The sequence below is a fragment of the Marinobacter sp. G11 genome (assembly GCF_021282325.1).
Classification (GTDB): Bacteria; Pseudomonadota; Gammaproteobacteria; order Pseudomonadales; family Oleiphilaceae; genus Marinobacter; species Marinobacter vinifirmus.
This window is the reverse complement of record NZ_JAJSPB010000026.1, coordinates 38,194-55,073: the sequence shown is the minus strand read 5'-3', so window position 1 is coordinate 55,073 and position 16,880 is coordinate 38,194. Positions and strand designations below refer to the sequence as shown.

Below are 16,880 nucleotides of genomic sequence, written 5' to 3'. Positions count from 1 at the left end.
CCCCCGAAACAACCAGGCTAAACCCAACCCAAAACATGCCCCCGATAGAACACATACTCCCAGAGCTAAAACAAACCCTGAACGAGGCCACCACAGCCCTGCTGCAGGCCCCACCGGGCGCCGGTAAAACGACGAGGGTGCCGCTGGCTTTGTTGGATGCCCCGTGGCGGGAGAACCGGAAGATCCTGATGCTGGAGCCGAGGCGGCTGGCGGCCCGGTCGGCGGCTCGGTATATGGCGAAGCAGTTGGGGGAAGCGCCGGGGCAGACGGTGGGGTATCGGACCCGGCTGGATACCAAGGTATCCGGGGCCACGCAGATTGAGGTGGTTACCGAAGGCATTCTCACGCGCCTGATTCAGAACGACCCGATGCTGGAAGACTATGCGGCGGTGTTGTTTGATGAGTTTCATGAGCGATCACTTCAGGCAGACCTGGGTCTGGCGCTGGTGCGTGAGAGCCAGCAGGCGTTGCGGGAGGATCTTCGGTTGCTGGTGATGTCGGCCACGCTGGACACTGCGCCCATTGCCCGGGTGTTGGGGGATGTGCCGGTGATTACCAGCGAGGGCCGGGCGTTTCCGGTGGAGGTGTTGTACCGGCCTTTGCCCCGCAATGGCCGGGTTGTGGACCAGGTGGTGGCAGTGGTCCAGGAGGCCCTGCGGGATCAGACCGGCTCCCTGCTGGTGTTCCTGCCCGGTGCTGGCGAGATTCGGCGGGTGGCGCAGCAGCTAGCGGGGCAGTTCCCGGATAACGTGGTGCTGGCGCCGCTGTATGGCAATTTGAAATCCGAGGAGCAGGATCGGGCGATTTCACCGGCGCCAGAGGGAACCCGCAAGATTGTGCTGGCCACGGCCATTGCCGAGACCAGTCTGACCATTGAAGGCGTGCGGGTGGTGATTGATGCCGGCCAGCAGCGTCGGGCGGTGTTTGATCCGAACAGCGGGATGACGCGGCTGGTCACCGGCCGAGTGTCGAAGGCTTCTGCCGAGCAGCGTAAGGGCCGGGCCGGGCGGGTTGAGCCGGGGGTGTGTTACCGGTTGTGGAGCGAGTCCGAGCAGTTCGGGCTGGCGGATTACACGCCGCCGGAGATTCAGCAGGCGGACCTGGCACCGCTGGTGCTGGAATTGGCCCAGTGGGGTGCCCGGTCGCCGGAGCGGGTGGCCTGGATTGATGCGCCGCCGAACGCGCACTGGCAGCAGGCGGTGGAGTTATTGCAGTGGCTGGATTTGCTGGATGCCGAGGGTGCCATTACCGACCATGGTAAGGCCGCCCGAGAGTTGGGCCTGCATCCGCGGCTTGCCCATATGGTGATCAAGGGCCGTGCACTGGGTCTGGATCAGTTGGCGGCAGAACTGGCGGCGTTGCTGGAAGAGCGGGATTTGCTGGGGCCGGGCTCGGGGGCCGATCTGCATGAGCGGATTCGGGTGCTGCGGGGCGAGCGCGGTCACCGGGGGCTGGATCCGGCTCGGTTGAAAGCGGTTCAGCAGGCGGCGAAGCGGCTGTGTCGGGGCCAGTTTGTGCAGGAGCTACCGGCAGAAACTGAAGTCGGCCGGGTGCTGGCCCAGGCTTATCCGGACCGTATTGCCCGCCGCCGACCGGGCACAACACCCCGTTACCAGCTCAGCAACGGTAAGGGCGCAGTATTGCGGGAGGAAGACCCGCTGGCCCGGCAGGAGTGGCTGGTGGCGGCAGACCTGGATGGCAAGGCCCGGGAAGCGACGATGTACCTGGCGGCGCCGTTAGACCTGGTGGATCTGGAGCAGGATCTGGCCGGGCACATTGAAGAGCGGGAAGAAGCGTTCTGGGACGACAAACGCGGCACCGTGGTGGCCCGGAAGGTTCGCAAACTCGGTGCCCTGATCTTGGCGGAAAAGCCCCTGCAACAGGTAGCCCCGGAACTGATCCAGCAGGGTTTGCTGGATGCGGTGCGCCGCAAGGGGCTGGACAGCCTGCCCTGGAATCCGGGTGCCCGTCAGTGGGTTGCCCGGGTGCGATTGCTGGCTGCGCAGTTTCCCGGTAACTGGCCGGAGGTGAGCGACAGCGCCTTGCTGGAGACCCTGGAAATCTGGCTGGCGCCTTTTATGGCGGGCATGAAGCGCTGGTCAGACCTGGCCAGCATCAATCTCGTCCAGGCCCTGAATTCTCTGCTGGATTATCCGCAACAACAGCAACTGGAAGAGCTGGCGCCCCGATCTCTGACCATTCCTACGGGCCAGAACGTGACCCTGGATTACAGCGCCGACAACGGCCCGGTGCTGGCGGCCAAGCTGCAGGCGCTGTTTGGCTGGACAGAAACCCCAAAAGTGGCCCGCAGCCGGGTGCCGGTGGTGATTCACCTGCTGTCACCGGCTCAGCGGCCGCTGGCGGTAACGGCGGACCTGGCCAGTTTCTGGCAGAACGCCTACCCGGAAGTACGCAAGGAACTGCGGGGCCGCTACCCCAAACATCCCTGGCCGGAAGACCCGCTTACCGCCCAGGCCCAGCAGGGCACGAAAAAACGCCCGGCCAGATGAGCCTGGCCGTAACGGTTATTTCACGATGGTGCGGCTCTTTTCCAGGTACACCGCGCCTTCCTGCTTCACGGTATCCGGGTCGGCGCGCTCGGAAGCCTTGTGGACCAGCTCCAGACGCTCGGCAATGTCTTCCAGCTCGTCATCCATTTTGCCCAGGGCATTTTCCAGGGTGTAGGTGAGCTGGTGCACTTCGTTCATGGCTTCCGGGGTCAGCTCGCCGGCAAGTACTTTTTCCAGCCGGTTGTTGTACTCGGAGAGATTGGCAACCGCCTGCTCGAGGGTTTTCGAAGGCTCGCCCTTGTAATGCTCGTAGTCGTCATCGGCGAATGCGAGGGCGGCGAACAGCAGGGCAGCAGCGGCTGCGGCAATTTGCAGGGTGGTTTTCATGGAGCATCCTCTTCACTGTTAAACGTTAATGCGAATTATTACCAATAATATCTGGGCGTGCAACAGGAATTCGTGCGCAAACGGAAAAATACCGCTTGCCAGTGGCCGGAAGCTGTATAAAATGCCGCCACTCTCCACCCTGTGCGGCGATAACCATGCACCTTGTATCCTTCAACGTGTTCCGTACTCTCGGCTTTCCGGACACCACGGTCCTCAAACCTGAACATTTTTTGCGCCACAAGCCTTTGCTGCAGGATGCCGACTGGGTGCTGTTCCCCGAATACTGGCAGATCAATGCCCTGATTCACGGCCTGAAATGCCGGGTCTTCCCCAGCGTGGCCAGCTACCGTATCGGCCACGACAAAGTAGAAATGACCCGGGCCTTCCAGACCGTGGCCCCCGAGCACACACCCTGGACCATCATTGAAGCCAATGGCCCCCAGGAGCGTGAGATGCTGTGGGATGCCATGGCCCTGCCCTTTGTGGCCAAGTTGCCCAAGGCGAGCATGGGTGAAGGCGTGTGGCTGATCGAGTCCCGGGCAGACTGGCTGAAGTATTGTGAACGCAGCGATGTGCTTTATGTGCAGGAGTACCTGCCGATCGACCGGGATGTGCGGGTGGTGATCGTGGGCGACCGGGTTGTCACCGCCTACTGGCGCACCCAGGCCGAACAGGGCTTCTATAACAATGTGGCCAGGGGTGGGCAGATTGTCACCGGTGACGTGCCTGCGGCGGCTATCGAGCTGGCCCTGCGCCTGGCCCGGGAGCTGGAGGTAGACCACGCCGGCTTTGATATCGCGCTGGTCGAGGGCTACCCCTATGTACTGGAATTCAACCGCCTGTTCGGCAATCAGGGCCTGGGCCAGGGCAGTGACCTGAAAGACGCAATCCTGGATTACCTGCAGCGCCAGAGCTGCCCCCAGGACCCGGATGGCCCGACCGAACCGACCCCGCTTTGGCCGGTGGCGGTGTAAGCAAAAACTCTGTGCCGGACGTCCGGTTCCCGTTGCCGGATTTATGGGTACATATGCGCATTTGTGGTGATCAGAAAAAAGCCTGATGATCGCGACATTCACGGGTAGCACGGCGAGTCTGTGCTACCCTTTTTTTATGCCCGTTTACCCTGTGGAGGGACACACCACCCATGAACCAGACCCCCAACGCCGATATCGCCGATTACTACAGCGCCGAGACGTTCAAGCGGATCAAGGACTTTGCCGATGGCAAGGAAACCCCGTTTGTGGTGATCGACACCCAGACCATCGAACGCCAGTACGATGAGCTGATCGACGGTTTCCCCTACGCAAGCGTCTACTATGCGGTGAAGGCTAACCCGGCCCCGCAGATTCTGACCATGCTGCGGGACAAGGGTGCCAATTTCGATATCGCGTCGGTGTATGAGCTGGACAAGGTCATGGGGCTGGGTGTCACCGGCGACCGCATCAGCTACGGCAACACCATCAAGAAGGCGAGGGACATTCGCACCTTCTACGAGAAGGGTGTGCGTCTGTATGCCACCGACTCCGAAGCAGACCTGCGCAACATTGCCAAGGCGGCCCCGGGTTCGAAGGTGTATGTGCGTATCCTGACGGAAGGTACCCTGACCGCCGACTGGCCGCTGTCCCGCAAGTTCGGCTGCCAGACTGATATGGCCATGGACCTGCTGATCCTGGCCCGGGATCTGGGCCTGGTGCCTTACGGCGTGTCGTTCCATGTCGGTTCCCAGCAGCGGGAAATCGGCGCCTGGGATGCGGCGCTGAACAAGGTGAAGGTAATCTTCGAGCGCCTGAAGGAAGAAGACGGCATCGAGTTGAAGATGATCAACATGGGCGGCGGTTTTCCGGCCAATTACCTGACCCGTACCAACGAGCTGAGTGTCTATGCCCGGGAGATCCTGCGTTTCCTGCAGGAGGATTTCGGTGAGGAGCTGCCGGAGATCATTATCGAGCCGGGGCGCTCGCTGATTTCCAATGCCGGGGTGCTGGTGAGTGAGGTGGTGCTGATTTCACGCAAGTCCCGCACGGCGCTGCACCGATGGGTGTTTACCGATGTGGGCAAGTTTTCAGGCCTGATCGAGACACTGGATGAGTCGATCAAGTTTCCGATCTGGACCGAGAAGACCGGCGAGGGCGAGGACTGTGTGATTGCCGGGCCGACGTGTGACAGTGCCGACATTATGTATGAGCACCATAAGTATCCGTTGCCTTTGAACCTGGCGATTGGTGATCGTATGTATTGGCTTTCTACCGGGGCTTATACCACTACTTACAGTGCCATCGAGTTTAACGGGTTTCCTCCGTTGAAGGACTACTACATCTAGGTTTGGAGTTTCTGCCAATTGGAGTCTGGCCGCGGGGCGGGGAGGTGTTTTCCTCTGGAAAAAACAACTCGCTGCGCTCAGACATCTTTTTTCCGGCGGAAAACACCTCCCCACCCCACGGCCTGCGGCCGTGTTCGGGGGAGTCTGATTAGCTCATGCCATCATTGCAGGGGCACCATGAAAAGGATCAGCTTCCGGGCTGGTCCTTTTTTCGTTCCAGGTCCAGGGTGAAGGCCAGGGGCAGGACCAGCACGCTGTAGGCGATCATGGTGATGATGGCGTGTCTGGGGTCGCCGGTGGTGTCGGCGATGAGGCCGCCGAGCATGGGCACGCAGAAGCCCATGGTGTAGCCCACCAGGAAGGTGCCTGCGGAGAGGCGGCCGGTTTCGGCGGAGCTTACCAGGAGCGGTGGCAGGGCGACGAGCAGGATCAGGAGGATGCCGGCGACGAAGCTCATGACGGTGGCACTGGCGATGAACCACCAGCCTTCCAGGAACACGGTGCCGGTGGTGCCGAGGATGCTGAGGGCCGCGGTTATGACGATGGTGGTGCGGCTGCCTACCCAGCGGCGGGCCATTTTGAGCACGACCAGGGAGGCGAATACCTGGGCAATGTTGTACCAGAACAGGGCTTCGGAGAGCATGCTGATTTTGCCCTGCTGTTCCAGCAGGTTGCCCATGTAGGCATTGAGGCCGAAGAACATGGAGCCGGACAGGCCCAGTAGCAGGCCAATGCGCAGGGTAAGCGGGTTTTTCCAGTCTGGCAGCCAGGCGGCGCGGCGTACGGGGCGGGCCATGTCCCGTTTGGGCAGGAACAGGGTGGCGGCTACCAGCAGTGCCGGTAGCGACCAGACCAGCAGGGTGGCACGCCAGCTGTTGTCCAATAGCGGCATGAGTACCGGCAGGGTGATGCCGGCGCCGATGAATTCACCCATCAGCATGCCGTTCATGTAGATGGCAGAGCCCATGGCAATGTGGTGGGGTTCCAGCCAGCGCGGTAACAGTGCCGGCAGTGCCGGTTGCATCATGGCAACGCCCAGCCCCATCACGGCGCTGGCGAGCATCAGGGTGAAGGTGTCGGGTACCAGGCCCCGGCCGGCGGAACCGATCACCATAATAACCATGGCCATGGCCAGGGTGTTTCGGGGGCCGATGCGGGAGATCGACAGGGAGCCGGGCATGGCGCCGATGGCGAGCATCAGGATGGGCAGGGTGGTCAGGGCACCGGTGAGGGCCTGGCTCAGGGCCAGTTCGTCAGCAATAAATGGCGCGAGGGGCGGGGCGACCAGTATAGGTACCCGGAGGTAAACACCGGCCAGCCAAAGCAGCACCGCCACCGGCAGCAGCCTGGCTGGCGGTGGCGGTGTGGTCGCGGCGGAGTTGCTTGCCACGATGGTGCGAATCAGTCTTCGCTGGTGTCCGGCAGGTAGGCGCCGTCTTTGTCGTGAACTTCCTGGCCGGTGACCGGCGGGTTGAAGGCGCAGATCAGGCGCATGTCTTCGGTGCCGCCGTACAGGGTGTGACGGTCGTGCTTGTCGAGGGCGTACAGGGTGCCGTCGGTAATTTCGTGCACTTCACCGGTGGCAAGGTCCTTGATGCGGCCGTTACCGGCTACACAGTAAACCGCTTCCAGGTGGTGCTTGTACCAGAAGGTGTGCTCGGTGCCGGCCGGGATGATGGTTTCGTGGAAAGAGAAACCCATACCGTCCTTTTTCAGCAGCAGGCGGCGGCTGGTCCATTGCTGGGCGCTGACTTCGCGCTCGGTACCGATGATGTCTTGCACTCGTACGATTTTCATTCGCATTCCTCATTTGGTGATGGAATAGCCATACAGTATAAACATGTCTGTCAGGCCCGGTTCAACCGCCAGTCATCATAAACCGCCATGGCCTGCTCGATGGCGGAGGCCAGATCCTGCCGCTGGGAATGGCTCAGGGAGCGCTGTTTGCGGCACCGGTCGAAGGCTTTCTGGATCTCCCTTCGGCTGGCTTTGCCGAGCTGTTCCAGCCAGTGGTGATCCGCCGGTTCCAGTTCCAGTAAATCCCGGCCGGCGTGGTTGCGATGGCTGATGTGCCACCAGTGGTCCACGGCCCGACCTAAAACAACATAGCCGAACTGGCTGTCCTGTACAGGGCCAAAACTGGCGGTTTTCAGGCCGTCTTTTATGGGGCCGATGTTCAGGGCCGGCAGTACCAGTCTGTCTCCGTAAAAATAACTGCCCGCTGCCCCCAGTACACCACCTATCAGAGCGCCGGCACCCAGGGACGAGCCCAGGGTCAGGGCGTCCAGGCCGGCACCGCCCACGGCCCCGGCACCAAAGCCGGCGCCGGCCAGGTACTTCTTGCTGACGGCCCAGTGCTGGCGGGTGTCTTCCGAGAACAGGTCATGCTGGCTGGCCCACTCCAGTTCCGCTTCCTGCCGCTGTATGCGCTGGTGCTGGTACAGGTGTTCGATGCTCACCCGCAGGGTTTGCTCCCGTTTGCGCTGACGTTGATACCAGCGTTCCCGGAGGGTTTCGGCCAGGGTGGCATCGCTGGTGCCGGCAATCTGGTCCAGGGTCAGGGTGCGCTTTTCCTGCCAGGACATCAGGTCTTCCAGTGCCCGGGCGATCAGCTGGGCCGCTTGGTGCCGTCGCTGGCGACGTTGTTCTGACAGCAGGTGAGTGGCCTGTTCCAGGGGCTGTTCCCAGTCCGGCTCCAGTTGGCCAAAGGCCCGCAACAGGCTAAGATGTTGTTCGAACGGGGCGCGTACGGCGTCGAACTTGCGGACAACCTGGAAGAACTGGCCAAGGGCAGATTGCCAGGTGTCGCTGTAATCGTCGTCGCCGATGCTGTTGATCAGGGCCAGGCTGGGGCGCCCGGTCCAGCGCAAAATGGTCATCTCCGCTTCGTGTTCGGCGCTGTAGGGTACGGAGCCGTCCACCACGTAGATAATGCCGGCCCCTTCGGTGATCGGCGCCAGAAGTTCGCATTCATCCACAAAGCGGTCGTCGCCCCTATGCTGCAACACGAAGGCGCGCACGGTTTCCGGGTGGTCTGAGGCCGACAGGCTGTGGGCTTCCAGCCATTGCAGTACCCTTCGGGGGCGCTGGAAGCCGGGAGTATCCACCAGGGTGTACAGTTCCTGGCCGTCGACGGTCAGCGGGTAGGCTTGCCCGGCACGGGTGGTGCCCGGTTCCAGGGCAATGGCGATGGCGTCGTTCTGGGACAGGGTGGCCACCACGCTGGATTTACCCTTGTTGGGGTGGCCCACCACTGCAAACACCGGTTTCTGATTCATCATGCGGTACTCCCGGTGTGATACGGGTTATCCGGCAGCGCCGGTAGCAGGGCAACATTGGCAAACCCGGCGGGCAGGCGTTCGGTGAAGCGCAGCCAGGGCTGGACTAGGTGTTCCGCCGGTTCCCGGTTGGCATCGGGCGCCAGTGGCAGAATGGTCAGGGTGGTGCCATCCGGCCAGCGTGCCCGGGCCTGGTCCAGGAAGTCATGGAGTTCCCCGGTCGGTGGCTCCCAGCTGCGGGTAACCAGCACGACAGAAGGAGCCCGCTCCCCGGCCAGTTGTTCAGCCAGGCTCTCCAGTACCCCGTCATCTTCCGCCAGGGACGCCCGGCCACCGGCTTTGAGTACCCGGCTGTCCTGCGCCAGCAATGCTTGCGGCAGTTCCGGCTCCCCGGCTCCGGCCCAGCAGATAATGTACTGGCTGTCCTGCAGCTGCCCGGGCCTGGCCCGGGTGCGGGTATCGGGCAAATCGTCGGCATCGTTGTGCTGGTTGCCGGTGTCCAGGGTCGGAGTTTCCATGCGGTACATCAGGGCCTGCATGCCGGGATGACGTTGCAGCAAGCGCTCCGCCTTCCGGGCCAGCAACCACTGGCTGAGTGCCAGCAGAAGCAGGCGGGGCAGCAGTACCCAGGTCAACCACAGCATCACCACGAAGGGCCACCATTGCCCCCATTGAACCGGATCGGTGCCGGTACTGCCCGGTGAGGCGCGGAAGAAACGGGTGGCTTCCACCAGTTCCCGGGAAGGTTCTGCGGCCGGCCACAAGCCGCCCCAGGGGCTGGCGATGGCCTGGATCAGGCTATGGTAGCTGTGGGCGGCGGTATTGAGCGTGGTGCTCCAGCCGAAGGCCAGGTCCTGAACCACCAGCATCACCAGTAAGGTCAGCAGGCCAGCCAGGGCAAACAGGCTGCCGCCTGTGTGGGCGGCCCGGGCCATCAGCGCCGGTTGTAATTGTGCCAGGGTTGTTCCGGGCGGCTGCGCTTGCAGGCGCCGTTGCAACCAGCTCCAGGGTTGCCATCCGGCCAGCGATTGCACGGTGGTGGCCAGCGCCAGCAAAAGCTGCAGTAACACGAACGCGATGATCACCGTGACATTGATGCGCTGGCCGCCATCGTAAAACAGCAGGCCGGCCATTGTGAGCACGCCGAACACCGCACCTGCTGCTGCAAAGCCGCCGTTAATCCGCCGCCAGCGCTGCTGCACCGCCCGGCCTGCCTGGCGGGCATTGCCGGGGCCGCTCAGGCGATCCATCTGTTCCAGCCACAGGGCGGCATCCGGGCTTTGGCCCCGTTGCTGGCAGTCCAGGGCAAAGCGCCGGTCCCGGCGGTGCAGAAAGGCGGGGGCCTGGTCCCTGTCCCGCTGGATGCGATCATCAAAATCCAGCAGCAGACGAAGGGGGTTGTGGCTCATGCAGTGTCCTGATGAATTCGGTCGGATTGGCTTTCCTGCTAGGATATAGCCAATAACACTAACGAAGCCAGCCGGGAAACCCATGCCCCACCACCTGATGAACCTGCGTAACGTACCCGATGACGAGGCCGAGGAAATCCGCGCCCTGTTTGAAGAACACGAGGTGCGCTACTACGAAACTCCGCCCAGCCGCTGGGGCATCAGCATGGGCGGCTTCTGGGCCCATGATGACGACGAAGCTGCCCGGGCCCGGGCGTTACTGGATGAGTACCAGGCGCAGCGGCTGGAAAGCCAGCGTGAGCAATACCAGAGTCGCTGCGAACGGGGAGAAACAGGGCTGTGGTACCAGTTCCGCAAACGACCGGCGACCTTTCTGGCGGCGCTGGTGGCGATTGTCGTGATTCTGGGATTTTCCTTGCTACCCTTTGTGCGTCTTGGCTAGAAGTGCCCGCTATAGCTGAACACTAACAACAATCCGGAGAAACGGATGAGCAACACACAACAATCACCGGTGGTCTGGACGCCGGACCAGGACACTCTCACTCGGTCCCGCATGGGCCAGTTCAAGGCCTGGCTGGAGCAGCAGGGCTTTGGGCCCTTTGCCGATTACCAAGCCCTGCACCAGTGGTCGATCACCGAGCTGGACACCTTCTGGCAGAAGGTCTGGGATTACTGTGGCCTGGCCTGCGAGACACCGGCCAAACGGGTGCTTGGCAACCGTGAAATGCCGGGCGCGGAATGGTTCCCGGGCATGAAGCTGAACTTCGCCGCCAACCTGCTGCGCCTGTCTGATGGCGACCATGCCGACAAAGAAGCCGTGGTGGCCTACTGCGAAACCCGGCCGGTGCTACGCAAGACCTACGCCGAACTGAAAGCCGACACCGGTGCGCTGGAAGCCTTCCTGCGCAGCAAAGGCATCGAGAAGGGCGACCGCGTGGCCGGCGTGGTCACCAACGGTTATGAAGCACTGGTCGGCATGCTGGCGGCCACCAGCCTGGGCGCGATCTGGAGCTCCGCCTCCCCGGACTTCGGCATCGGCGCCATCAACGACCGCTTCGGCCAGATCGAACCCTCGGCCCTGATTGTGGTGAATGGCTACGGATACGGCGGCAAGATGTTCGCCCGCCAGGACGACTTCGCGGAACTGATCGCTGGCCTGCCGTCCCTCAAGACTGTGGTCAGCATCGCCCAGTTACCGGACGAAGCGCCGATCCCCGGCGAACTCGTCAACACCTGGGATGACGCCCTGAAAGCCGGCGAAGGCCAGGCGCCCTCGTTCACCCCGGTGGACCCGGACCACCCCGTCTACATCCTCTATTCCTCCGGCACCACCGGCAAACCCAAGTGCATCGTGCATGGCACCGCCGGTTTACTGGTCAACCACGCCAAGGAACTCATGCTCCACGGCGACGTGGGCCCGGAAGACCGCTTCCTGTACTTCACCACCTGCGGCTGGATGATGTGGAACTGGCAGGCCTCCGCCCTGATGACCGGCGCCGCCGTGATCACCGTGGATGGCTCCCCGGGTTACCCGAGCCTGAACTTCCTCTGGGAAACCGTGGCCAGGGAACGAGTCACCCACTACGGCACCAGCGCCCGCTTCATCGCCGGCTGCCGCAAAGCCGAACTGCAACCGGCGAAAACCCTGGACCAGAGCCCTCTGCGCGTGGTGTTCTCCACCGGCTCGCCGCTGTTACCGGAAGACTACGACTGGATCTACACCGGCGGCGCCCCCAATGCGTTGCTGGGCTCCATCGCCGGCGGCACCGACATCTGCGGCTGCTTTGTGGGGTCTACCCCACTGCTGCCGGTACGTAGAGGCGAAATCCAGTGCCGTTTGCTGGGGGTGGATGCCGTGGCCTACGGCGACGACGGCCAACCGGTCAGCGAAGGCCGCGGCGAACTCGTCTGCCGCCAGCCGCTGCCGTCCATGCCCGTCAGCTTCTGGCAGGACCCGGACGGTGAGCGCTACAAAGATGCCTACTTCAACACCTTCCCCGGCGTCTGGGCCCACGGCGACTTCATCGAATTCACCGAACACGGCGGCGCCATCATCTACGGCCGCTCCGACGCCACCCTCAACCCCGGCGGCGTAAGAATCGGCACCGCCGAAATCTACCGCCAGGTGGAAACCGTTGCCGAGGTCAAAGACAGCCTCGTCGTCGGCCGCCAGATCGACGGTGACGTGGAAGTGGTCCTGTTCGTCGTCCCCGCCGAAGGCCAGACCGTCACCGACGACCTGGTCAAAACCCTGAAAACCCGAATCCGCGAAGGCGCCAGCCCCCGGCACGTACCGAGGCACATCGTCGAAGTGCCCGATATCCCCTACACCCGCAGCGGCAAGAAGGTCGAGTTGGCAGTCGCCCGACTGATCAACGGCTCGAACAAAGCCGATAACCGGGATGCCCTGGGTAACCCGGAAGCGCTGGACCGGATTCGGGAGCGTTTGGCTACAGCCGGCTTGTTACCGGAATGATCAGGGGTGTTTTGTTGACAAAGTGACGGCCGTCATCGCTGAGCAAAGGGTTGCGGAAACCAGCTCGGCAGTCCGATAAGCGGTGGGGGAAAGCCCTCCCAAAACTGTGCGGAGCCATGGATGGCGGAGCCCAAGCGCCCCATGGATGGGCCGAAGGAGCGTGTTTTGGGAGGGCTTTCCCCCACCGCGATCACTCCAAAGCCAGAAAAACGAACAAATGTTAGAAAGTTTCGTAAATTCCCGCCATTTCATCAGCCTGTAACCGAAGATCAGGCATTATCCGTACGTTCTTATACTAAGATCGTAATCAAAATTCCGCAAAAAATGCTATCTTAGTAGGTCTATCAAAAGTTCCGAATCAGTCACTGGCAAAACCGGACGTTCACAAGACGCCCGAATGCGCCATGACCGTCCTGAACCCACCCCATAGCCTGAGGACGAAAATGAGCAACTCCAAATCCAAGATTGTCTACACGTTGACCGACGAGGCACCCGCCCTCGCTACCCGGTCACTGCTTCCCATCCTGGAAACCTTCGCCAAGCCGGCTGGTATCGACTTCGAAACCAGCGACATCTCTCTCGCGGCGCGTATTCTGGCAGGCTTCCCGGACTACCTCGAGGAAGACCAGCGGGTGCCGGATGCCCTGGCTGAATTGGGTGAGTACACCAAGGATCCGGACGCCAACATCATCAAGCTGCCGAACATCTCTGCGTCCATTCCCCAGCTGCGTGCTGCCATCAAAGAGCTGAACGAGCAGGGCTACAAGGTTCCCGAGTACAAAGAAAACCCGGAAACCGACGAAGAGAAAGAAATCCACGCACGTTACTCCAAAGTGCTGGGCAGCGCCGTTAACCCGGTACTGCGTGAAGGTAACTCCGACCGCCGTGCACCGGCTGCGGTAAAAGCCTTTGCCCGCAAGTTCCCGCACACCATGGGTGAGTGGAGCCCGGCTTCCCGTACCCACGTGGCGCACATGCGCGGTGGCGACTTTTACTCCAGCGAGCAGTCTGTAACCCTGGACAAGGCCACCAACGCCCGCATCGTGTTCGAGAACAAGAAGGGTGAGCAAACCGTTCTGAAATCCGACCTGCCGCTGCTGGAAGGCGAAGTGCTCGACGGCATGTTCATGAGCAAGAAGGAACTGGTGAAGTTTTTCGAAGGCGCCATCGAAGACTGCGAAAAGACCGGTGTGATGTTCTCCCTGCACGTGAAAGCCACCATGATGAAAATCTCTCACCCGATCGTTTTCGGTCACGCGGTGAAGGTGTTCTTCAAGGAGCTGTTCGACAAGTACGGCGACGTGTTCAATGAAATCGGCGTAAACCCGAACAACGGCTTGTCTTCCGTAGTTGAGAAGATCAAGCAGCTGCCGGAATCCAAGCAGGAAGAAATCCAGGAAGCCCTGCACGCCTGCTACGAGCACCGTCCGGAAATCGCCATGGTCGATTCCGTTAAAGGTATCACCAACCTGCACGTACCGAGCGACGTGATCGTAGACGCCTCCATGCCGGCAATGATCCGTAACTCCGGCAAGATGTGGGCCCGTGATGGCAAGCTGAAGGACACCAAGGCGGTTATGCCTGAGTCCACCTATGCCACCATCTACCAGGAAGTGATCAACTTCTGTAAGACCCACGGCGCGTTCGATCCCACCACCATGGGCACTGTGCCGAACGTCGGTCTGATGGCCCAGAAGGCGGAAGAGTACGGCTCCCACGACAAGACCTTCGAAATCAAGGAAGACGGTATCGTTCGCGTTGTCGCTGAAGACGGCACTGTACTGACTGAGCACAACGTTGAGCAAGGTGATATCTGGCGCGCTTGCCAGACTAAGGACCTGCCGATCCGCGACTGGGTCAAGCTGGCGGTCAACCGCTCACGTTCCAGCGGTATGCCGGCGGTATTCTGGCTGGACGACGAGCGTGCCCACGATGCCCAGCTGATCAAGAAGGTCGAGAAGTACCTGGCCGAGCTGGACACCGAAGGCCTGGAAATCCACATCATGTCTCCGGTTCGCGCTATCCGCTGGACCATGGAGCGCCTGATCCGTGGCTTGGATACCATTTCCGTAACCGGCAACGTGCTGCGTGACTACCTGACCGACCTGTTCCCGATCCTGGAGCTGGGCACCAGCGCCAAGATGCTGTCCATCGTGCCGCTGCTGAACGGCGGTGGTCTGTACGAGACCGGTGCTGGCGGTTCCGCACCCAAGCACGTACAGCAGCTGATCCAGGAAAACCACCTGCGTTGGGATTCCCTGGGTGAATTCCTGGCCACCGCAGTGTCCCTGGACGAGCTGGGCGAGAAGCAGAACAACCAGCGCGCCCGCCTGCTGGGCCAGACCCTGGACAAGGCTACCGAAAAGCTGCTGGAGAACAACCAGTCTCCGTCCCGTGTGACCGGCGAGCTGGACAACCGTGGTTCCCACTTCCACCTGGCCCGTTACTGGGCGGAAGAGCTGTCCAAACAGGATGAAGACAAGGAACTGAAAGAGTTCTTCACCAAGCTGTCTGCACAGCTGGAAGAGAACAAGGACAAGATCCTGGAAGAAATGACGGTGGTACAGGGCAATCCGGCGGATATCGGTGGTTACTACCACGCGCCGGCGGAGAAAGTGTCTGCCGTTATGCAGCCCAGCGCAACGCTGAACAAGATCCTGGTCGACGCCCAGGCATCTGTGAGCTGAGGCTCAGTGTCAGGCCGGGATGTTTCCCGGCCCTGATCAAAAAACCGGACAGCCATTGGCTCTCCGGTTTTTTTGTTTTCTAGTCGTCCTCGTCAGGGTCTTCCTGGTAGCCCTTGCCGGTCTCACCCGCCTTGCGCAGCTGGATCAGCGTCAGTGGCGGGCCAATGATCTCGAATACCACGGTCGCGCCGATGACCAGTGGCAGGATGTAACCCAGTTCCGGTAGCCGTTCGGTGGCTACCAGCGCCAGGCCCAGGGCCACGCCTGCCTGGGGCATCAGGCAGGCCCCGATGCGGTTACGGGTATCGGGCGCCGAGCCGGCCAGTACGCTGCCCAGATAGCCACCGGCAAAGCGCCCTGCCACCCGGGCCAGCACGTAGGCCACTCCCAGTGCGCCCAGTGTTGGCAGTGCCAGCCAGTCCAGCTGGTAGCCCGCCATAAAGAAGAACAGTGCCAGGAAGGGTTCGGAAATACCGTCGATTGAACGGAATGGCCGCACGTGGTGCCGGGCGAGGTTGGCGACGACCACGCCCAGGGTCATGCAGGTGAGCAGGTAAGACAAGCCGAGCCAGCCGGCCAGCCCCGCGGCTACAAACACAAAGCCGGCGGATTCTAGAAGCATGGGCTCACCGGGCCGCAGCCGGCCGGTCAGCCACGCCATGGGCAGGCCCAGCACAATACCCAGCAGTACCGAGCCTCCGACCTCCATCACCCCGTGTAACATGGCCGTAGGGCCATGGGTATCGCCGTTGCCAATCAGCAGTCCGGCGCTGACCAGCAGGATACTGAACAGGATAGCGCCCCAGGCGTCGTCGATGGCCACCACCTGGAACACCAGCCGGGTCAGCGGGCCGTTGGCGCCGGATTCCCGCAGTACATCCAGCGTGGCGGCCGGCGCCGTGGCGGTGGAAATGCCGCCCAGCAAGAGCGCTGCCGCCAGGTTACCGGTGGCCCACCAGGTAGCCAAGGTAACGGCTGCAGCGGTCACAAAGGTGACCACCAGGCTGACAATCAGAGCCTCCTTGCCCTGCTTGAGGTCCCGGGCAGACATCCGCTCGCCCAGCAGAAAGCCCACCATAGCCAGGGTCAGCTGGGTAATCAGGTGAAAGCTCTGGCTGGCATCTGCCGGCAGCAGGTCCAGAAGGTCCGGCCCTGCCAGGGCGCCCAGCAACAGCAACAGGGTGACCCGGGGCACATGTACTTTCTGGCCGACCGCATGGGCCGCCAGGGCCAATAACAGGGTGGCGCCAATCAGGATAAGGTCGTTGGCGTGATTCACCGGATCAGTCCTGTTGAAGGGGCGCGAAGGTGGCCCCGGTGAGCCTGGCCAGGTCATCCGGAGCCAGTTCGATCTCCAGGCCCCGTTTTCCGGCGCTGACAAACAGGGTTGCGAAGTTGCGGGCCGAGTCGTCGATAAACGTCTTCAGGCGCTTCTTTTGCCCCAGCGGGCTGACGCCACCCAGAACATAGCCGGTAGTGCGCTGAACCAGCTGTTTGTCGGCCATGGCGGCCTTCTTGGCCCCGGCGGCCCGGGCAATCAGCTTCAGGCTGAGCATGGCGGATACCGGCACCACGGCGACGGCGAGGTCTTTGCCATCCAGCGAGACAACCAGGGTTTTGAACACCTGGTCCGGATTGGCGCCGGTTTTTTCCACGGCTTCGTTGCCGTAGCTTTCGGCGGCCGGGTCATGCTCGTACTCGTGCACGGTAAAAGCCACCCTGGCGCGTTGGGCGGCGAGAATTCCGGGGGTCATGCAGGCTCCTGTTGCAATCACGGTTTGCCGGAATTAAACCACGGGGCGCCGGTAACTGC

At 62.0% G+C, this 16,880-nt stretch carries 14 protein-coding genes; 7 read left to right on the top strand and 7 right to left on the bottom strand.

The genetic code is table 11. From position 1 onward, the window contains the following. Window positions 1-35: 35 nt before the first annotated feature. Window positions 36-2,510 (top strand): ATP-dependent helicase HrpB, encoded by a 2,475-nt coding sequence (gene hrpB / locus LWH94_RS14885; protein ID WP_232902721.1) that lies wholly within the window; start codon window positions 36-38, stop codon window positions 2,508-2,510. 15 nt (window positions 2,511-2,525) lie between these two features. On the opposite strand, the gene LWH94_RS14880 is transcribed toward hrpB, so the two are convergent. Beyond that, a complete protein-coding gene (locus tag LWH94_RS14880; protein WP_022990464.1) occupies window positions 2,526-2,897 on the bottom strand; it encodes a DUF6746 family protein in 372 nt (123 codons plus the stop codon). 155 nt (window positions 2,898-3,052) lie between these two features. Between LWH94_RS14880 and LWH94_RS14875 the strand changes: the two genes are divergently transcribed. Continuing rightward, window positions 3,053-3,871: an ATP-grasp domain-containing protein gene (locus LWH94_RS14875; protein ID WP_232902717.1), complete on the top strand. Its 819-nt coding sequence runs from the start codon at window positions 3,053-3,055 to the stop codon at window positions 3,869-3,871. Between the two features lie 170 nt (window positions 3,872-4,041). Next, window positions 4,042-5,217, top strand: coding sequence for a type III PLP-dependent enzyme (locus LWH94_RS14870; protein WP_094624353.1), 1,176 nt, complete (start codon window positions 4,042-4,044; stop codon window positions 5,215-5,217). Window positions 5,218-5,404: 187 nt separating this feature from the next. Here LWH94_RS14870 and LWH94_RS14865 read toward each other — a convergent pair whose 3' ends face one another. From LWH94_RS14865 to LWH94_RS14850, 4 genes are read right to left on the bottom strand one after another with little or no spacing between them, the layout of a single operon-like run. Continuing rightward, the gene (locus tag LWH94_RS14865) at window positions 5,405-6,607 is read right to left on the bottom strand and encodes an MFS transporter (RefSeq protein WP_232902716.1); all 1,203 of its coding nucleotides are present in this window, start codon (window positions 6,605-6,607) and stop codon (window positions 5,405-5,407) included. 11 nt (window positions 6,608-6,618) lie between these two features. Continuing rightward, window positions 6,619-7,014: an ectoine synthase gene (locus LWH94_RS14860; RefSeq protein WP_232902715.1), complete on the bottom strand. Its 396-nt coding sequence runs from the start codon at window positions 7,012-7,014 to the stop codon at window positions 6,619-6,621. A gap of 50 nt (window positions 7,015-7,064) precedes the next feature. Then, a complete protein-coding gene (locus tag LWH94_RS14855; RefSeq protein ID WP_232902720.1) occupies window positions 7,065-8,495 on the bottom strand; it encodes a GTPase/DUF3482 domain-containing protein in 1,431 nt (476 codons plus the stop codon). Beyond that, a complete protein-coding gene (locus LWH94_RS14850; RefSeq protein ID WP_232902714.1) occupies window positions 8,495-9,904 on the bottom strand; it encodes a DUF2868 domain-containing protein in 1,410 nt (469 codons plus the stop codon). Before LWH94_RS14850 ends, LWH94_RS14855 begins: the two co-directional genes overlap by 1 nt. A gap of 82 nt (window positions 9,905-9,986) precedes the next feature. Here LWH94_RS14850 and LWH94_RS14845 point away from each other — a divergent pair, with 82 nt between their 5' ends. From LWH94_RS14845 to LWH94_RS14830, 4 genes are all read left to right on the top strand, one after another. Next, the gene (locus LWH94_RS14845; RefSeq protein ID WP_022990471.1) at window positions 9,987-10,346 is read left to right on the top strand and encodes a DUF6164 family protein; all 360 of its coding nucleotides are present in this window, start codon (window positions 9,987-9,989) and stop codon (window positions 10,344-10,346) included. 45 nt (window positions 10,347-10,391) lie between these two features. After that, entirely contained in the window at window positions 10,392-12,380 is a 1,989-nt protein-coding gene (locus LWH94_RS14840; protein ID WP_232902713.1) for an acetoacetate--CoA ligase, read from the top strand. A 120-nt stretch (window positions 12,381-12,500) separates the two neighbouring features. Next, entirely contained in the window at window positions 12,501-12,716 is a 216-nt protein-coding gene (locus tag LWH94_RS14835) for a hypothetical protein (protein WP_145840293.1), read from the top strand. Between the two features lie 107 nt (window positions 12,717-12,823). Then, on the top strand, window positions 12,824-15,067 hold the full coding sequence (locus LWH94_RS14830) for an NADP-dependent isocitrate dehydrogenase (protein ID WP_232902712.1): 2,244 nt from the start codon (window positions 12,824-12,826) through the stop codon (window positions 15,065-15,067). Between the two features lie 79 nt (window positions 15,068-15,146). On the opposite strand, the gene LWH94_RS14825 is transcribed toward LWH94_RS14830, so the two are convergent. Together LWH94_RS14825 and ybaK are read right to left on the bottom strand one after the other, a co-directional pair. Next, window positions 15,147-16,346 carry a cation:proton antiporter gene (locus LWH94_RS14825; protein WP_232902711.1) on the bottom strand — a complete coding sequence of 400 codons (1,200 nt, stop codon included), beginning with the start codon at window positions 16,344-16,346 and terminating at the stop codon, window positions 15,147-15,149. A 4-nt stretch (window positions 16,347-16,350) separates the two neighbouring features. After that, a complete protein-coding gene (ybaK, locus tag LWH94_RS14820) occupies window positions 16,351-16,821 on the bottom strand; it encodes a Cys-tRNA(Pro) deacylase (protein WP_232902710.1) in 471 nt (156 codons plus the stop codon). Window positions 16,822-16,880: the final 59 nt, after the last annotated feature.